Source organism: Parachryseolinea silvisoli (assembly GCF_021190955.1).
In the GTDB taxonomy this organism is placed as follows: domain Bacteria; phylum Bacteroidota; class Bacteroidia; order Cytophagales; family Cyclobacteriaceae; genus Ohtaekwangia; species Ohtaekwangia silvisoli.
The window spans coordinates 453203-470920 of sequence record NZ_JAIOAO010000001.1; the positions used below are offsets into that span (position 1 = coordinate 453203).

The window sequence follows — 17718 nt, forward strand, 5'->3', positions numbered from 1 at the left end:
CAGGAAAGGGTAATGAGTCCGGCGATTGTTATAAATCGAATGTTATTTGCTGTAACGCTTACGCTCATTTTCCGTCAGGTAAATTTTACGCAGGCGAATCGACTTCGGCGTTACTTCCACATATTCATCTGACTGAATATATTCCAGGGCCTCTTCGAGCGAAAATTTAACCGGCGGCGCAATGCGCATTTTTTCGTCGGCACCCGACGCGCGCATGTTGGTAAGCTTCTTGGTCTTGGTGATGTTGATAACAAGGTCACCGCTGCGGTTGTTCTCACCGACTACCTGACCTTCGTAGATCGGCTCTCCGGCTTCAATAAAGAACTTACCACGATCCTGCATGTTGTTGAGCGAGTAAGCAATGGCTTCGCCTTGCTCCATCACGATCAGCGAACCGTTGATACGGCCCGGGATCTCACCACGGTAGGGCTGATATTCCAGGAAGCGGTGTGTTACGATCGCTTCACCGGCTGTTACGTTCAGCAGGTAGTTACGCAGACCGATGATACCACGTGACGGGATCGTAAACTTCAGAATCATCCGGTCGCCCTTCGGCTCCATATTGGTCATTTCACCTTTACGCTGTGACACTGTTTCAATGGCCTTGCCCGAAACAATTTCCGGAAGGTCGATTGTCAGCTCTTCAATAGGCTCGCTCTTTACGCCGTCGATTTCTTTAAAGATTACCTGCGGCTGGCCGATCTGAAGCTCATAGCCTTCGCGGCGCATGGTTTCGATCAGTACAGACAAGTGAAGTACACCACGACCAAACACCATGAACGAGTCGGCAGAACCGGTCTCACCCAGGCGCAGGGCCAGGTTCTTCTCAAGCTCCTTTTCAAGTCTTTCCTTGATGTGGCGCGAAGTTACGTACTTACCTTCTTTGCCGTAGAACGGCGAGTTGTTGATCGTAAAGAGCATGCTCATGGTAGGCTCGTCGATCTTGATCGACTGCATAGCTTCCGGATTATCGATGTCGGCAACAGTATCGCCGATCTCAAATCCTTCCAGACCTACCAGGGCGCAAATCTCGCCTGGTTTTACTTCCTCTACTTTTTCTTTTCCAAATCCTTCAAAGACATACAGGTCTTTGATGCGTGATTTTACGATGGCTTTGGTTTCGCGTTTGATCAACGCAACCGGCTGCCCGGCTTTGATACCACCACGGTGTACGCGGCCAATCGCTACCCGGCCGGTATAGGCCGAATACTCAAGCGATGTAATAAGCATTTGTGTAAACCCTTCTCCGATTTTCGGCGCAGGGATGTGCTCGATGATACCATCCAGCAACGGCACGATGCTGTCGGTGGGTGTTTTCCAGTCGGTGCTCATCCAGCCGTTCTTGGCCGAACCGTAGAAGGTCGGGAAGTCCAGCTGATTTTCAGTAGCATCGAGTTGGAACATGAGCTCGAATACTTGCTCGTGCACCTCGTCGGGCGTACAGTTTTTCTTGTCTACTTTATTTACCACCACAATCGGCTTCAGGCCCAGTTGCAGGGCTTTTTGCAGCACGAAGCGGGTTTGGGGCATAGGGCCTTCAAATGCATCGACCAGCAGGAGAACGCCGTCGGCCATGTTCAGCACGCGCTCTACCTCACCACCAAAGTCGCTGTGACCCGGGGTATCGATTACGTTGATCTTATAGTCTTTATAACGTACGGATACGTTCTTTGCCAAGATCGTGATACCACGCTCACGCTCCAGGTCATTGCTGTCCATGATCAGCTCACCGGGAGTTTCGTGGTCTTTAAAAAGCTTCCCCGCCATCAGCAGTTTGTCCACTAGCGTAGTCTTACCGTGGTCGACGTGGGCGATAATGGCAATGTTCCTGATCTTGTTAACGTCCATAAATTCGTTGTATTCCTTGTTTTTCTTGAATTGAGGCGCAAAGATACGGTTATTTAAGGACATGTCGAAGGCCTCACGAAAAGACTACGAAGAATTCACATTCCTGTGTTCCGCCACGCTTTTATTGGCCTATCCCGTAAATCACAAAAGATTCTTCGCCTACCGCACACGTTTGAATAGGAATCCCCGGAAAATGCAGCAGGGGTCATACTCGTATCAAAGCCGTACATACTCCCTACTTAAGCCGTACTTAAGCCGTATCAAAGCCCATACATGGGCGCGCTATTCCGACCGGAACCGCAAAAAGGTCCCCATCGGCAGATCCTTGCCCTGCTTCGATTTTAAGAAAAACTCGCCGTATTCCGGCGCCGCCGTCGGAAAGTGTGTTTTTACAACGTTCAAACCGACGATCGGCGAAAGCCCCACCGCGTACATGCTTAGGATAAAGAAGTGATGGTCGTCTTCTAATAATTGACTGCTCATATAGACCAGCTCATTCAATTGTTCCTGCAGGGTCCACTTCTCCCCTTCCGGACCGCGACCATACGGCGGCGGGTCCATGATCAGGCCATTGTACTTATTACCGCGTTTGAGCTCGCGGCGCACGAACTTAAAGGCATCTTCATATACCCAGCGGATGTTGTCCTGGTTGTTCAGCTGCATGTTCTGATTGGCCCAGTTGATCCCGGGACGTGACGCATCGCAGTGTACCACGTCGGCACCCGCCGTGCGCGCTACGACCGAAGCGGCGCCGGTGTAGGCAAACAAGTTCAACACGCGGGGCTTGGCGATTTTCCAACTCGTAAGGGTGTCATAAATAAAATTCCAGTTGTTGCCCTGTTCCGGAAAAACACCTACGTGGCCAAAGCTCGTCAGGCCGAGGCGAAGATTGAGTGTAAGGTCATTGTAACGATATTGCACCTGCCAGTTTTCGGGCATCGACGGACCGCGCGACCAACCGCCTTTCACATCATCGGAAAAGCGGAAATTGTCTTTTTGCTCGCGCACAAAGCGGCCATGAGCAAGTTTCTTCCATTCATCTTCTGACAGCGACTTACTCCATATAGCCTGGGGCTCGGGGCGGCTGAGAATATACTTGCCAAAACGTTCGAGCTTTTCGAAGTCGCCTGAGTCCAGCAGCTCATAGTCTTGCCAGGAAGAAGGATAGTGCAGTTTGATATTCAACGCGTCGTGCGGTTTATTTTGGAGGCAAAGTAACGGAACTAATGCTAAACCGCGAAAAGTGCCGTGGGAATTCCCGAAGTGTCCATACCTTTGGGGATTAACCGCTGCGCATGCACGTACAGATCAACAGCACCCAGAACCCGAAGGTCAAACATTTGTTGTCGTTGGAAAAACCACGCGAGCGGCGCAAGCAAGGCGTGTTTGTCATCGAAGGTAAAAAAGAGATTGGCCTGGCCCGCGACGCCGGCTATGTATTGGACACGCTATTCTTTTGCGAAGCGATCATTCCCGCCACCGAAGCTGATCACTATACCCAACCGCAGACCTTACTGATACCGGTATCAGCAGAGGTCTTTGAAAAGATCGCCGTACGCGAAAGCACGGGAGGCCTGGTTGCCATTGCCCGCCAAAAGCCCCACGGCCTGGACGGACTTCAACTTAGCGCGCGGCCTTTATTATTAATTGTCGAAGCTGTCGAAAAGCCCGGCAACCTCGGCGCCATCTTGCGTACCGCCGATGCAGCGGGTGTGGATGCCGTGATCATTTGCGATCCGCAGACCGATTTTTATAATCCCAATGTCGTACGCTCCAGCGTGGGCTGCGTGTTTACAAAGCAGATCGCTGCCGCGACATCGGAAGAGACGATTGCGTGGCTTCGCGAAAACAACATCGCTATTTATTGCACATACCTGCAAGCATCACGGCCTTATCACGAAATAGACTTTACACTACCAAGCGCCATTGTGATGGGCACTGAGGCCACGGGGCTATCAGATGTATGGGTAGACAATTCCAACGCCAACATCATTATTCCCATGCAGGGAAAAATAGACTCGATGAATGTCTCAACTGCGGCGGCGGTTGTTGTTTTTGAAGCCAGGCGACAGCGCGGCTTCACTTTCTAACCAAATTATTCCACGGTTAGCAATACATCGCGACTACATTTCTGTAATTTAGGGATTTGAAAGACCACCTTTCATGGAGCCCCTCCCCCTGTATGAGAAGTCCTTACCGGACGATAAGTTTCTGAACGCCCTGGCGCATGCTTATCGGCTGCAGGAAGCTATTATCAGCACAACCGAGCTGGCCGTGATCTCCACGGATATACACGGCACGATTACCAGCTTTAACCAGGCAGCAGAGCTATTACTCGGTTATTCCGCTGACAACGTAATCGACCGCGTTTCTATTTTAGCCTTTCACGAAGCACAAGAAATACTACACCGCGCCACGATCCTATCCGACGAGTTAAACAAAACTATCGCTCCGGGCTTCGATGTATTTATCGCACGCGTGCAAGAAAAAAAGAACGCCGAGCGCTGCGAGTGGACCTACGTACGCAAGGATGGAATTATGTTTCCTGTATCCATATCGGTTACAGCTTTATGGGATGAAAAGAATGACCGGATAGGTTATGCATTCATTGCCACCGACATTTCCATGCAAAAGCGTGTAGAGGAAGAGTTCCGCCAGGTAAGCGACGAAAACGAACGCGTCTTTAATTATACCATTAACCTCAACGTCATCACCGGCTTTGATGGTTATTTCAAAAAACTAAGCCCTGCGTGGACCGACAGGCTTGGCTGGACCATGGAGGAGCTAAAAGCACGTCCGCTAACCGACTTTATACACGGCGATGACATCGGCCCTACGCAAGAAGCGCTTCGCTTCATCCGTGGCGGCAATAATTTACATACTTTCGAAAATCGCTACCGCTGCAAAGACGGCTCCTACCGCTGGCTGCTGTGGAGCTCCTCGGCCGACGTAGACCGCCAGCTCATCTTCGCTTCCGCGATCGATATCACCGACCGCAAAAAGTCAGAAGATGAATTGATCCGCTCCAAAAACCACCTGGAGGTAGTAGCCTCCGAGTTACAAGAGCAGAACCGTGCCCTCGACGAGTTTGCGCATATCATCTCTCACAACCTGCGCTCGCCCATCGGCAACATCAAAGCCCTGATCGGCCTCCTCAACGAGCAAAGCAGCATCGACGAGTATAAAATGATCTTCGAAAAGCTCAAGAACGTCGCCGGCAACCTCAGCGAGACCATGAACGAGCTGATGGAGACGCTAAAGGTTAAAAAGAATACAGAGATAGAATATACCGACATTCGGTTCAAAGACATGCTCGACAAAGTGATCCAATCACTGGAAGGCGAGCTGATCCAATCGGAGGCTACGGTGACATTTGATTTTAACCAGGTCCCCACCATCGGATATTCAAAGACATACCTGGAAAGTATATTTCAAAATTTACTCACCAACGCCGTGAAGTATCGCTCACCGGACCGCAAGCCCGAGATACATGTCTCATCGGGCATTGTCGATGGTAAGACGGAGCTGCGTGTACGTGATAATGGATTGGGAATTGACATGCAGAAGTTTGGCCACAAGTTGTTTGGACTGCACAAGACGTTCCATGAGAACAAGGAAGCACGCGGCGTCGGGCTGTTTCTGACGAAGACGCAGATTGAAGCCATGGGCGGATCGGTGATTGCGGAGAGCGAAGTAAATAAAGGAACGACGTTTATCATCCGGTTCTGATTTTTTTATGGAGGCCCTGGCCATCTACTGACAGCCAGGATCTCCACAGATCTTACTCGTCTCTTAACGCGTTTACCGGATTAGAAGAAGCCGCGCGCAGCACGTGATATCCAACCGTCAACATGGTAATAAGAAGTGCGAGCAGCGCTGAGAGTATAAACGTAGCCCACTCTCCACCTAACTCGATACGATACGCAAATTTCTGTAACCACGTGCTTGTAAAGTACCATGCGAAGGGAAAGGCGATGATCGTACCAATGCCCACCAGTATAAAGAATTCCCGCGCCACCAGCATGATCAGCCCCTGCACGCTTGCGCCAATCACCTTCCGGATACCGATCTCTTTGTATCGTTGCTGCGTGGTGAATGCCGCCAGGCCGAGTAAGCCGAGGCAGGCGATGGCGATCGTCAGGAAAGAGAAGAGCGTGAAAATATAGCTGCGCTTCTCATCCGATTTATACTGTGAGTCAAACCGCTGATCCAGGAAATCGTATTCGAACGGAACGTTGGAGAATACGCCATTCCAGGTATTTTCAATAGCCGCCAGCGCCTCGCGTGTATCTTCACCTTCCTTGACGCGAACGAATAGCAGATAGTTATCATCTTCCCCCAGCATGATCATCAGCGGCTCGATCACGCCGTAGAGCGAATTTTGGTGGTAATCTTTCACAACACCCACTACGCGTTTTTCGACCGGCTTCTCATCCATAAAAACAAAGCGCTTGCCAATGGGATCTTTCCAACCCATGCGTTTGACCATGGCTTCGTTTACCAGCACGGCAAAGGTCGTGTCGGATGATACATCACGCGAGAAGTCGCGGCCTTGTACGACGGTCATGCCGATCGTCTTGATAAAGTCGAAGTCGGCGCGGTACAAGTTGATGCCACGTTCTACGAGCTTGCCTTCGCTGTCGTCTACCTTTAATAACAGCTTGCCGATGCCGTCGCCGGGGCCTGCGTTGGAAGCACCCGCCCACTCGACACCTTTTGTCTGGCGCAGACGTTCGGCCAATACTTCTGCCTTTTTGATTTGAGCATCATCCGACAAGGCGATGCGCACCACGCGATCTTTGCTAAAGCCCAGGTCCTTGGTACGCATATACTGAAGCTGATCAAAGACGATCATCGTGCTGATGAGCATAAAGATCGAGATGGCAAACTGCAGCACGACCAATACCTTGCGAAAGATTACGCTGCCACCTTTGGCCGACAACTTTCCTTTCAATACTCCGATGGGATTAAAGCTTGACAGGTAAAAGGCAGGATAGCTGCCACCGCCAACGCCCACCACTAATACAATGCCCAGCAAGCTCAGCAGTACCGGCGCCTGTAGCACATAGCTAAAAGGCATTCTTTTCGTGGCCAGCTCGTTGAAGGCCGGTAGCAAAGCATAGATCAGCAGCAAGCTGATGATCAACGACGTGAAGGTAATCACGACAGACTCCATGATAAACTGTGCCATCAGCTGCGTGCGCGGTGAGCCCATAACCTTGCGGATGCCCACCTCTTTCGCACGATTAGCCGACCGCGCCGTGGCCAGGTTCATATAGTTGATGGACGCGATGACCAACATAAACACCGCTACGGCCCCGAAGATGTAGAGCACGCCCATACTGCCGCCCGCTTCGGCTTCGTCCTGAATCTCGGAATATAAGTGAATGTCGATGATGCGCTGCAGCTCGTAACGAATGGTAATGCCATACTGGGCAAAGATCGGGTCGACCTTCTCCTTGATGATCTTGTCCAGGTTGGCGTACATCTTGTTCAGGTCGTATCCTGCCGGCAGTTGTATATACGTATAGATGCCAAAGTTACCCCAGCTGCCACCGGCGTCTTTCGGACGGCTGGTCGCCGAGATCAATGCGTCGAAAATGAAGTGTGAGTTAAGCGGCACATCTTCCATTACCGCGGTGACCTTAAAAGTCTCTCCCTGCTGGTTCTGGAAGGACTGGCCCAGAACATCGGTTTTGCCAAAGTATTTGATCGCGATGCTGCGCGTGAGTACGATGGAAAAAGGCTCGTCCAGCGCGGTGTTGGGATCGCCCGCCAGGAACGTGTAGGTAAACATGTCGAAGGCGGTAGAGTCGGCCTGGAAGAATTTGTCTTCGTAGAACTCTTTTTCTTCGTAGCGGTATAGGGTACGGCCAGTGCCAAAAAAGCGCACGGCATTCTTTACTTCGGGATAATTGTCGCGAACCTCTTCGGCAAACGGTATTTGGGCCACGGCCCAGGTGAAGGCGTCGTCGGTTTCCTTAATGTGGGTGACGACGCGGTAAATATTCGGTGCATCCTGATGGTAGCGGTCGTAGCTCAGCTCATCGAGAATATACAGCAGCAGGAACATGCTGCAGGTAATACCGACCGTAAGCCCCAGCACATTGATGCCGGTATAGGCTTTGTCTTTGCGCATGTTGCGCAGCGCGATGAGGAGCAGACTTTTAAACATAGGTTCGTGGGGTTACACTGGTAACTATAGGGAGACGACCGGAAGTTACAAAAGTTACACGAACCTGCCGATCTTTTTACACGCCCCCCTACCCCATCTTGATGCAGCCACCCAACGTGGGTCATCTCGGGGCGTTGATCAGCGCCGTATAGTAGCCTTCCAGCCGTTGCGTCTGGATCGCAGCATCAAATTCGGCTTCCACACGCGCCCGGGCGGCAACGCTAAAGGTCTCGATGCGGTCGGCCTGCTCAAACAGCCGGGCCAGGCATTGGCGCAAGCTGTCCACGTCGTTTTCTTCGGCCAGAAAGCCGTGTACGCCGTCGTGGGCTACTTCCGGTATATCCGAGTGTTTGGTAGCGACAATGGCCATGCCGGTGGCCATCGCGTCGACAATGGCCATCGGCGTGCCTTCTTTGTTGTTCTTACTGCCGGTGCGGCTGGCCTGTATCAGCACGTCACAACGGTAGGCGAGGTCGATGAAATACGCATAGGGCTTATAGCCATGCAGCGTAACGCGGTCTTTTATCCCACCCGTCTCGATCGCTTCAAGAATGACCGGCTTCAGGGGACCATCGCCAATAATATCGAGGGTGAAGTCGTATTGTGTGCGCAGGGCGGCCAACGCGCGTACAGCCAGCTCGATGCCTTTCTTCTCCAGGAAGCTGGACGCGATCAGGAAACGGATCTTACCGCCTCGTGCGACGATACGTTTTTCAAAACGAATCGTATGAGCGTCGATGCCCAGGTGGTGAATGGTGATCTTGTGCTCCGGACAGCCCAACCGTATTAGCTCGGCTTTCATGTAAGGACCTAATACCAACAATTTGTCGGCATCCCGAAACAGCTCCTGATAGCGTGCGTGGTTGGCGGGAATCCCGGGGAAGGCAAAAACATCGTCGCCATAAAAGCTACAGATCATCGGAATCTTCAGCTTCTTCTTCAGACCCGTCATTTTTACACCGTGGTAGCCGAAGTGTACATGCAGAATTTGCGCCTGGTTTTGACGACAGGCGCGCTGCATGAATCCAAAGTAGCCAAACACCTTGAAGAAAGCGATCGAGGCGTATTGCAGCAGTTTGCCGCGGTCGTCGAGACTATAGACCGGCGAGAGGGGGAACAGGTTGAGATTCTCCTTCTTGCGCGTCAGGAATATCGGGCGGTATAGCCGGTGGTGTGTCAGCGTCCGATAAATCCAGTTCTGGGTGAGCGGTAAATACGTAGAGGCGTAGTGCGCGCAGCAGACCGGTTCACTTGTTGCTTCTGTCATAAAATGCAATAGTCTCTTTCATGGCGGCATCAAAACTGGTACCCGGTACCGAACCGATATGGTATTTCAGAAACCCGATATCGGCAATATAGTCACCCGTTTCAATCTTCCTGGCGATCTCCGGCCAGGGTCGGAACGTTACCTGTGTCGCCGGAATGTACCGTTGGATCACTTCCACTGCCTGGCGTAGCGAGATGCCGGTGCCGGCACCAAGATTATAGATATTGCCCGCCATAGCTGGCGTATCCATCGCACGAGTCAATACGTCCACCAGGTCATTGATGTAAATAAAGTCGCGTTGCTGGCTGCCATCTCCGTAGATCTCGATCGGCTCGCCGACAAGCGCCTTGTGTATAAACCAATTGAGAATGCCATAGTTGTTGCTGCCAAAGCGTTGGTACGGACCAAACGGATTAGCAATGCGGAAGATCACACAGCGAACGCCATGCAGACGCTGGTATACCTGGTAGTATTGCTCCGTGGTGATCTTGTGAATGGCGTAGATCGACTCGGGCTGTAACGGATGGCGCTCATCCACCGGGTTGCCTTGCGGCTTTCCATACACCAGGCGGCTGGAGGGAAACACCAGCAGTGCTCCGGGATTATACTGCCGACACGCTTCGAGTATATTGAGGTGGCCTTTGAGATTCGTATCCAGGTCGTGGTACGGATCGCGGATGCTATCGGCGGCGCCGGAGCTGCCCGCTAACGAGAAGATCACATCAAACCCCACCACGATGTTATTCATCAGCTGTGGATTCAGGATGCTACCCTGCACAATATGCTGTCGTATAGCCGACGTCAGAAAACCATCCGATTCGTCGTGTATACGTTCCGTCAGAATGGTCACGGCGTGGCCGTCTTGCACCAGGCGATTGTACAGGTTCTTACCGATGAAGCCGAGGCCGCCCAGTATGAGTATCTTCTTCGTTCCTGTTGGCATTTTCGTACGGCTATTCCTGCGGGTTTACACGTTCCACATGCTGCTGTGTGCAGACACAGGTTCAAAAATAGCGTAAAATATCGGCTGCCAAAATCCCCGGTAAGCGCTATCCGGCCCAACCCTCGCGATCCAGGCTACGGTATTGAATGGCCTCCGCCAGGTGCTCCACGCGGATATCCGCTGCGCCACCCAGGTCGGCGATGGTACGGGCTACTTTCAGAATGCGATCGTACGCCCGCGCCGAAAGACCCAGCCGCTCCATCGCTGTCTTCAGCAGCTTACGGCCCGCTTCATTCAGCACGCATATTTCCTTTACCATATTGGCAGGCATCATGGCGTTGCAATAGATGTCGTCATGCGCTTTGAAACGCTCGGCCTGCACTTCGCGGGCCTTGATGACCCGCTCGCGGATTTGCTCGCTCGTTTCGGCCTTGCGGTTTCCAATCATCTCGTCAAAGCTCACCGGCACTACTTCTACATGCAGGTCTATACGGTCTAACAACGGACCGCTAACGCGATTGAGATACTTTTGTACTACGCCCGGCGCACAGACACACTCTTTCTCGGGATGGTTGTAATATCCGCACGGACACGGGTTCATCGACGCTACGAGCATGAAGTTTGCCGGAAAGTCAAGTGATATTTTGGCGCGCGAGATCGTTACGCGCCCCTCCTCCATCGGCTGGCGCATGACTTCCAGCACCGAGCGTTTAAACTCGGGCAGCTCGTCGAGGAACAATACGCCATGATTGGATAATGAGATCTCACCTGGCTGCGGGTGGCTACCCCCACCGACCAGGGCAATATCCGAAATGGTATGGTGTGGACTGCGGAATGGCCGCGTGGTCATCAGGGCAGCATCTTTACCCAGCTTGCCCACGACGGAATGTACTTTCGTTGTTTCGAGCGCTTCGTTCAGTGTAAGCGGTGGCAGGATCGAGGGCAGGCGTTTGGCCAGCATGGTTTTCCCTGCGCCGGGCGGGCCGATCATGATGACGTTGTGGCCACCGGCCGCCGCGATCTCCAGCGCGCGTTTGATACTTTCTTGCCCCTGCACATCCTTGAAGTCAATGGGATAGCTGTTGTTGCCGGCGGCAAATAGCTCGCGCGTATCCACGCGTACCGGCTCGAGGACGAGTTTACCGGTCAGAAAGTCAATTGCCTCTTGCAGTGTGCGTACGGGCAGGACATCGAGGGAGTTGACGATCGCCGCTTCGCGTGCATTGTCGGCGGGAAGTATAAAGCCGGTAAACTTCTCTTTGCGGGCTTGAATGGCGATGGGCAATACGCCTTTTATGGGCCGCAGTGTGCCGTCGAGGGCGAGCTCACCCATAATGATATAGCGCTCCAACTGATCGGTTTGGATCTGTTCGGAGGCTTGCAGCACAGCCAGCGCAATGGGTAAATCATAGGCAGCCCCTTCTTTGCGAATGTCGGCAGGCGCCAGGTTTACAACGGTTTTGTTACGCGGCATGAAGTAGCCGCCGCTTTTCAACGCAGCCTCCACACGGTGCTGACTTTCTTTTACGGCGCTGTCGGGCAAACCACTTAAATGGAAATGCAGGCCCTGACCGATGTTTACTTCAATGGTGATCGTGCGTGCGTCTACCCCGTAGACTGCCCCGCCAAAGGTCTTAGCAACCATGGCGGTATGGGGGGTTAAGAAGCCTTACTTGGCTTGCGATGAAGGACTGCCGGCGCTCTTGGAAGAGGCTTCCTGCAGGTCGAAAAGTTTTGCTTTGAGGGTGTTCAGCTCCAGTATCAGGGCTGCTTTTTCCCGCTGTGAATCGCGATTGATAATCCATGACCAAATAACGTCTGCTATAATAAGAATAACTCCTAAGAAGGTGATCCACTTAAAGTAGGGCACCCAGCTTACCATACTAAAGAGCAGGTTGGTGTTACCATCGAGTACAACAGTGAAGATGAATGCACCCACGTGAAAAAGTGCAAATATGATATAAAAAATTACTCTGTTCTTACTCATGTGAGTCACCGATTAAAAACCAAATACGCTCGTTAGTACGATATACTTCTTAAAGGTAACTGAAAAAATGAAATTCTACTAACGGGCCTCCCGGTCCATGGATTGAATTTCAATAAGTTTTTTATACAGTCCGCTTTGGCTTAGTAGTGTTTCGTGGCGTCCGCGTTCAACAATCTGACCACTTTGTATCACAATAATCTCGTCGGCGTGCTGAATGGTGCTCAGCCGGTGGGCAATCACGATCGACGTACGGTTCTTCATAAGGTTGTTCAGCGCATCTTGTACCAGCCGTTCCGACTCGGAATCAAGCGCCGAGGTGGCTTCGTCCAGGATGAGAATAGGCGGGTTCTTCAATACTGCACGCGCAATGCTCAGGCGCTGGCGCTGGCCGCCGGACAGCTTCGAGCCGCGCTCGCCAATGGAGGTCTGATATCCATCGGGTGTCTGCATGATAAAATCATGGGCATTGGCCACACGGGCGGCCTGGATGACATCTTCCTCACGCACGTTTTCCACGCCGAAGGCTATGTTGTTAAAGATAGTATCATTAAATAAGATCGATTCCTGTGTCACCACACCCATTTGCTTTCGCAGTGACTCCAGCTCATAGTCTTTAAGTGACAGGCCGTCCAGCAGCACTTCGCCCGCTGTCGGGTCGTAAAAACGTGGCACCAGGTCGGCCAACGTCGACTTACCCCCTCCAGAGGGACCGATAAGCGCGATGGTCTTTCCCTTTTCGATCTTTAGATTTATGTCTTTCAACACCGGGTCACGGTCATACGTGAAGCTCACATTACGAAACTCTACCGCGGTGCGAAACTCATCCAGTACTTTCGCATCGGGCTTATTCTGAATGAGCGATTCCGTATCGATGATCCGGAAAATGCGTTCTGCCGACACAGTTCCTTTCTGCATGGAGGTAATGCCGTTTGAAAAGTTCTTGGCCGGTTGAATAATGGATGCAAAGATGGCGAGAAAGCCTAAAAACTGCTCTGGGGCAAGCTCAGCATTGTCGCCCAGTACAATGGTACCGCCGAAGTACATCAGGCCGGCCATAATCATGACGCCCATGGTCTCCGACACCGGCGAGGCAAGCTCGTTCTTGCGCGCCAACGACAGGTTTACCTTGCGATGGTAGCTTGTCTCTTCATCGATTTTACGCAATACAAACCAGCGTGCGTTGAACGCATTGATGACACGCATCCCGCCTATTACTTCATCAAGAATGTTGACAATGCGTCCTTGCGACTCCTGGCTCTGCTGCGCTTTGCGTTTAAGCCTTTTGATGATCTCTGCCAGTATACCACCCGTAATGGGGAATACCAATAAAGTAAAAAGCGTTAGCTTGACAGATATAAAAAACAATACTCCAAACGTCACGATAATGGTGATGGGCTCTTTGAGGACAAATTTGAGGCTGTTGACGGCCGCATTTTCGACTTCCACCACGTCGCTGGTGAACCGCGAGATCAGGTCGCCTTTGCGCTGGTCGCTGAAGTAGCCTATGTGAAGCTGCGATATATTCCGAAAGATGTCCATTCGAATATTCTTAACAATATCCACCTTGATGCGAGAGGCGGCCATGCGCTCCATATACCGGAAGACACTTCCAATCAGCATGCTTGCGACTATAGCGATGCAGACAAATAGCAACGCCCCCATAACACCATGATCTTGCGCAATGCTGAGGATATGATAGTTGAATGCCCCCGTTATATAGGTCAGGCTAAACGAAAAGGGCGGCATCACCGGCACTACCGGGGCGGCGCCCGTGCCCGCTTTAAATAGTGTACCGAGTAGTGGTATGACCAGGGCGTAGTTCAACACGCCAAAGATCACCCCCAGCACAGCATAGAGGAGAAACTGAACCATGCGGGGTACCAGATTCGGAGCATAGTTCAATATTCGAAAATATGTCTTCATGAAATCGGTTAAAGTTCGTATGAACGTCGCGCAATATTCCAGCGTAACGCCACAGACGTAATGGATGTATTATTATTGTAAAAGGCCAGGTTTGCCTTGCTTTGCCGCAGCACCACGTTCAGATCAATGAACAGGTTATGCCGGAATTGCCACGAGGCAATAAAGCTGGCATACACCAGGTCGTTTTTGATACCCTGCCCAACGGTGTTGCCATACTCCTTCTCGCGGGTGGTATTCCGCTTCAGGATATCGCTGCCCCAATTGTATTTATAGTTCTGCTGCTCATCGCTGCCCCAGTTGACGTCGGTCGAGTCGCGCCCTATGCGCGTGACCATCAGCTTGCCTGTCAAATTCAGACGCGGCAACGGCTGGTACCGGATCACGCCCACCAGCTCTTCGAAGTTGGAGCCCAACGGATGGGCCAAAGGTTGCTGGTAATGACTATAGTTGGCATAGTTGGTATTGTGCGAATAAATGAACGGGCGCGCAATGTTAATTTCCCCTTGCAAATCGAGGTTGGGCACGCCAAAGGCGTCGATATATTTTCCACCCACCTGCACGGCAAACTTGTTGGCCCACCACCCGTCGCCGGATTTGATGTGATCCAATACAAACTCGTCGAGTACAAACTGTCCGTAGAACGAGAGCTTGCGCACCGCATTCCACTTAAAGTCCATCCCGAGTATAACGTTGTCGCTGCTGCCGTTTTGCTGCTCAATGGCGCGATAGAAGATGATCGGGTTGAGATACGCCCATTCAAATTTACCGCTTCCCAGGGTATCGTCGGGGCTGAAGATCACCGACTCGAACACGCCTACGTTCAGCTTCTTACCGATGTTTATACTCAGGTGGTGAAAGGTCACAAATTTATCCGGATAGCCCTGATCTATCTGACGGCTGCCGCCCAGGTTGGCGCTGACGTCGGCTGTCATTTCGCTGATGAAGTATTGATAGTTCAGCTTCCATACTTTGATGTTGGCTTTGAAGAACGACACCGGGGGCGCGTAGTCGGAGAAGATAAAGGAGCGCACACCGTTGCCGATAAAGAAGCGGTCGTAGCCCATTTGTAAGTTGATGCTGCGGCTGGCGTCCACCGAGATGTGGCCGCGGGCTTGCAGGAAGTCGACACCCTTGCCCGACTTAAACTCCTTCCAGAAACCTTCGTGGGGAATGACGGGGTTGAGGGACATTTGACGCCACACATAGGAGGGCAACACGGCCTGGTTGTCGGTGAGGTAGGTATAAAAACCAATCTTTCGGTCGATCATGCCGCGCACCTCCACACCCCGGGTATTGATAAAAAGGGCGTCGTCGCGTTGTGTGTCGTGGCCGGTGCCCAGGTATAGTACGGGGTTCACGTGCAGGTCGAACCCGGGTTCGTCTACGTGAAAGAGGTCGGACTTCTTGCGGTAGAAGTGTTTGAGAAAAGGCTTTTTGCTGTCGGCGGTTTCGGCGTGGGACCACTCCCAGCTGTCGTTTCGCAAATAGTCGTAATTAAAGCGGTCGGCGCGGGACTGGAATCCCTCCAGGGCGTTGACCGTGTCGACCAGGGCAACGATAGCGGACCGTTTATAGGGTTTTACGGAAGTAAAAAGCTGGGGCAGGATGCGGCCGGTTTTTACTTCGTAGCGGTCTATCGTGTGGTAATAATCTTCATTCAGCGGAGCGTACGAGCTTTGGGCAACCGCGGTGGCGGTGGCCACACACCCGATCGCCAACAGGATGTAGCGTTTTATCATGCCTGTGAAATTATCTGCAAATGATTGAAATTCAAGGGACAGCGGTTTTTTTCGAAATTCCGGGCAAACGGCGGCGACAAGGGGGTAATGCAGAGTATGTTTCAATCGCTGGCCGGTATTAGCTTAAAAAATGGTAATTTCGGGACTGCAAGATACCCGAAAACAAGTTCTGAATCAAAACCTGGGCAAGCGTTTGGATATCCGCGCAGGCTCCTTATCTTTGCACTCCTTTTAAGGCAAAAAGCACGAATCGATATGAAAAAAGGCATTCACCCGGAGTACAAAGAAGTGGTTTTCTGGGATACTTCCAGCGATCATAAATTTATCAGCCGTTCTACTCAGGCTCCTAAGGAGACCATTAAAATGGAGGATGGCAAAGAGTACCCTGTAATCAAGGTCGAAGTAAGCTCTGCTTCGCACCCGTTCTTTACAGGCAAGAAGCTGTTCGTAGATACAGCAGGCCGCGTAGAGAAATTCAAGAACAAGTATCAGAAGAAAGCATAATAACTTACTTCTTTAAAATGGAGAGAAAAGCCCTTGTAACCAAGGGCTTTTTTGTTGTCTAAACTTTATTTTTTACTGTGGGCGCACACAGACACACACACTGATTTGGTGTATGTTGCGGCGTTGATTTCATATTCTATTTTTGGCTTATGAATTTGATTTTGTTCGACGATCCCTCGATCCGCACCGCCCTCCTTCCCTTTACTTTCACACGTCCCATAGCCTGCATTCGCACCGGTATCCTGACAATCCAGGAAAAATGGGAACGTCGCTTAAATACCAGGGCGTCTTTCCGCACGGATGCCTACCTGCAACAGAAATTTCCATTTCATACCACCGCACAGGACCTGCTCATCAACGGCGCCGTGTGCCCGGATCAAACCCTGGTCGACACCATCAAGGCTCTGCCTCCTCACTATTTCCTGGTGAAAGACAATGTGCTGCTGGCGGCAAATCAGCCGGCCGACGCCATCACCCAGCAGAATACCATTGAATATACACACCCCGTTACGGTCATTGACCGGACCTGGAAGATCTTTTCATCGAATGCCGCGCAGATCAAGCTCGACTTTGCCTTGATCACCGCCGGCCGTACCTCCGCACCCATTACCGATCCCCATACCATTGTCTACGGCCCGAAGGAAAACATCTTTCTGGAAGAGGGCGTGTCCCTGCGCGCCTGTCTGTTGAATGCCGAAAACGGCCCCATCTACCTGGGGCGCGACAGCGCCATACAAGAGGGCGCCATGGTGCGCGGCTCGTTTGCGCTGGGCGAAGGGGCGCACATCAACATGGGCGCGAAGATCCGCGGCGACTCGTCTATTGGTCCCTATTCTAAAATGGGGGGTGAAGTGTCGAACGTTGTGGTCTTTGGGTATAGCAACAAGGCCCACGACGGCTTCCTCGGCAACGCCGTGCTGGGTGAGTGGTGCAACCTGGGCGCCGGCACCAGCGCCTCAAACATGAAGAACAACTACGACAAGGTTCGGCCCTGGAGCCATGCGCTCGGTGGGCCCGAACAGACCGACCTGATGTTCTGCGGGTTGATGATGGGCGACCACAGCAAGGCCGGCATCAACACGATGTTTAACACGGCCACGGTGGTGGATGTCTGCGCCAATGTATTTGGTGGCGGCTTTCCGCCGACCCATATTCCGTCGTTTGCCTGGGGCGGCGCCGAAGGCATGGTGACACACGATTTATCAAAAGCCCTTGAAACCGCGAACCGGGTGCTGGGCCGAAGAAATGTTACGCTGGGGGACGTGGATAAAGCCATTCTCCGACATATCTTTGAGACCACCGCGCAAAGCCGCGCGTGGGAAAAGATGTAGC

The 17718-nt window shown here is 52.0% G+C and carries 13 protein-coding genes; 4 read left to right on the plus strand and 9 right to left on the minus strand.

Annotated elements, in window-relative coordinates; genetic code table 11:
- Positions 1-42 precede the first annotated feature (42 nt).
- Positions 43-1848, minus strand: coding sequence for a translational GTPase TypA (typA, locus tag K7P01_RS01910; RefSeq protein ID WP_267292346.1), 1806 nt, complete (start codon positions 1846-1848; stop codon positions 43-45).
- Between the two features lie 282 nt (positions 1849-2130).
- Positions 2131-3033, minus strand: a complete 903-nt coding sequence (locus K7P01_RS01915) for a class I SAM-dependent methyltransferase (protein WP_317987598.1) — start codon at positions 3031-3033, stop codon at positions 2131-2133.
- A 110-nt stretch (positions 3034-3143) separates the two neighbouring features.
- Here K7P01_RS01915 and K7P01_RS01920 point away from each other — a divergent pair, with 110 nt between their 5' ends.
- A complete protein-coding gene (locus tag K7P01_RS01920) occupies positions 3144-3938 on the plus strand; it encodes a TrmH family RNA methyltransferase (protein WP_267289270.1) in 795 nt (264 codons plus the stop codon).
- A gap of 73 nt (positions 3939-4011) precedes the next feature.
- On the plus strand, positions 4012-5577 hold the full coding sequence (locus K7P01_RS01925) for a sensor histidine kinase (RefSeq protein WP_267289272.1): 1566 nt from the start codon (positions 4012-4014) through the stop codon (positions 5575-5577).
- Positions 5578-5629: 52 nt separating this feature from the next.
- Here the strand turns inward: K7P01_RS01925 and K7P01_RS01930 are convergent, their stop codons facing one another.
- The 7 genes from K7P01_RS01930 to K7P01_RS01960 all read right to left on the minus strand — a co-directional run bounded on the left by K7P01_RS01930 (position 5630) and on the right by K7P01_RS01960 (position 15882).
- Complete coding sequence (locus tag K7P01_RS01930) at positions 5630-8023, minus strand: ABC transporter permease (RefSeq protein ID WP_267289274.1); 2394 nt, start codon at positions 8021-8023, stop codon at positions 5630-5632.
- Positions 8024-8144: 121 nt separating this feature from the next.
- The gene (locus K7P01_RS01935) at positions 8145-9290 is read right to left on the minus strand and encodes a glycosyltransferase (protein WP_267289276.1); all 1146 of its coding nucleotides are present in this window, start codon (positions 9288-9290) and stop codon (positions 8145-8147) included.
- On the minus strand, positions 9271-10233 hold the full coding sequence (locus K7P01_RS01940; protein ID WP_267289278.1) for an NAD-dependent epimerase/dehydratase family protein: 963 nt from the start codon (positions 10231-10233) through the stop codon (positions 9271-9273). The genes K7P01_RS01935 and K7P01_RS01940 overlap by 20 nt, the downstream gene beginning before the upstream one ends.
- Before the next feature lie 106 nt (positions 10234-10339).
- The gene (locus tag K7P01_RS01945) at positions 10340-11878 is read right to left on the minus strand and encodes a YifB family Mg chelatase-like AAA ATPase (protein ID WP_267289280.1); all 1539 of its coding nucleotides are present in this window, start codon (positions 11876-11878) and stop codon (positions 10340-10342) included.
- Positions 11879-11902: 24 nt separating this feature from the next.
- A complete protein-coding gene (locus K7P01_RS01950; protein WP_267289282.1) occupies positions 11903-12220 on the minus strand; it encodes a hypothetical protein in 318 nt (105 codons plus the stop codon).
- A gap of 78 nt (positions 12221-12298) precedes the next feature.
- Positions 12299-14143, minus strand: a complete 1845-nt coding sequence (locus K7P01_RS01955; RefSeq protein ID WP_267289284.1) for an ABC transporter ATP-binding protein — start codon at positions 14141-14143, stop codon at positions 12299-12301.
- A gap of 8 nt (positions 14144-14151) precedes the next feature.
- Positions 14152-15882 (minus strand): hypothetical protein, encoded by a 1731-nt coding sequence (locus tag K7P01_RS01960; protein WP_267289286.1) that lies wholly within the window; start codon positions 15880-15882, stop codon positions 14152-14154.
- A gap of 255 nt (positions 15883-16137) precedes the next feature.
- On the opposite strand from K7P01_RS01960, the gene K7P01_RS01965 reads away from it, so the two are divergent.
- Both K7P01_RS01965 and K7P01_RS01970 read left to right on the plus strand, forming a co-directional pair.
- The gene (locus K7P01_RS01965) at positions 16138-16386 is read left to right on the plus strand and encodes a type B 50S ribosomal protein L31 (protein WP_267289288.1); all 249 of its coding nucleotides are present in this window, start codon (positions 16138-16140) and stop codon (positions 16384-16386) included.
- Positions 16387-16535: 149 nt separating this feature from the next.
- Entirely contained in the window at positions 16536-17717 is a 1182-nt protein-coding gene (locus K7P01_RS01970; RefSeq protein WP_267289290.1) for a GlmU family protein, read from the plus strand.
- Position 17718: the final 1 nt, after the last annotated feature.

Bases quoted from the DNA above. Each gene is read 5' to 3' on its own strand.
- typA (WP_267292346.1), bottom strand. From the start codon at position 1,848: ATGGACGTTAACAAGATCAGGAACATTGCCATTATCGCCCACGTCGAC.
- K7P01_RS01920 (WP_267289270.1), top strand. From the start codon at position 3,144: ATGCACGTACAGATCAACAGCACCCAGAACCCGAAGGTCAAACATTTG.
- K7P01_RS01925 (WP_267289272.1), top strand. From the start codon at position 4,012: ATGGAGCCCCTCCCCCTGTATGAGAAGTCCTTACCGGACGATAAGTTT.
- K7P01_RS01930 (WP_267289274.1), bottom strand. From the start codon at position 8,023: ATGTTTAAAAGTCTGCTCCTCATCGCGCTGCGCAACATGCGCAAAGAC.
- K7P01_RS01935 (WP_267289276.1), bottom strand. From the start codon at position 9,290: ATGACAGAAGCAACAAGTGAACCGGTCTGCTGCGCGCACTACGCCTCT.
- K7P01_RS01940 (WP_267289278.1), bottom strand. From the start codon at position 10,233: ATGCCAACAGGAACGAAGAAGATACTCATACTGGGCGGCCTCGGCTTC.
- K7P01_RS01945 (WP_267289280.1), bottom strand. From the start codon at position 11,878: ATGGTTGCTAAGACCTTTGGCGGGGCAGTCTACGGGGTAGACGCACGC.
- K7P01_RS01950 (WP_267289282.1), bottom strand. From the start codon at position 12,220: ATGAGTAAGAACAGAGTAATTTTTTATATCATATTTGCACTTTTTCAC.
- K7P01_RS01955 (WP_267289284.1), bottom strand. From the start codon at position 14,143: ATGAAGACATATTTTCGAATATTGAACTATGCTCCGAATCTGGTACCC.
- K7P01_RS01960 (WP_267289286.1), bottom strand. From the start codon at position 15,882: ATGATAAAACGCTACATCCTGTTGGCGATCGGGTGTGTGGCCACCGCC.
- K7P01_RS01965 (WP_267289288.1), top strand. From the start codon at position 16,138: ATGAAAAAAGGCATTCACCCGGAGTACAAAGAAGTGGTTTTCTGGGAT.
- K7P01_RS01970 (WP_267289290.1), top strand. From the start codon at position 16,536: ATGAATTTGATTTTGTTCGACGATCCCTCGATCCGCACCGCCCTCCTT.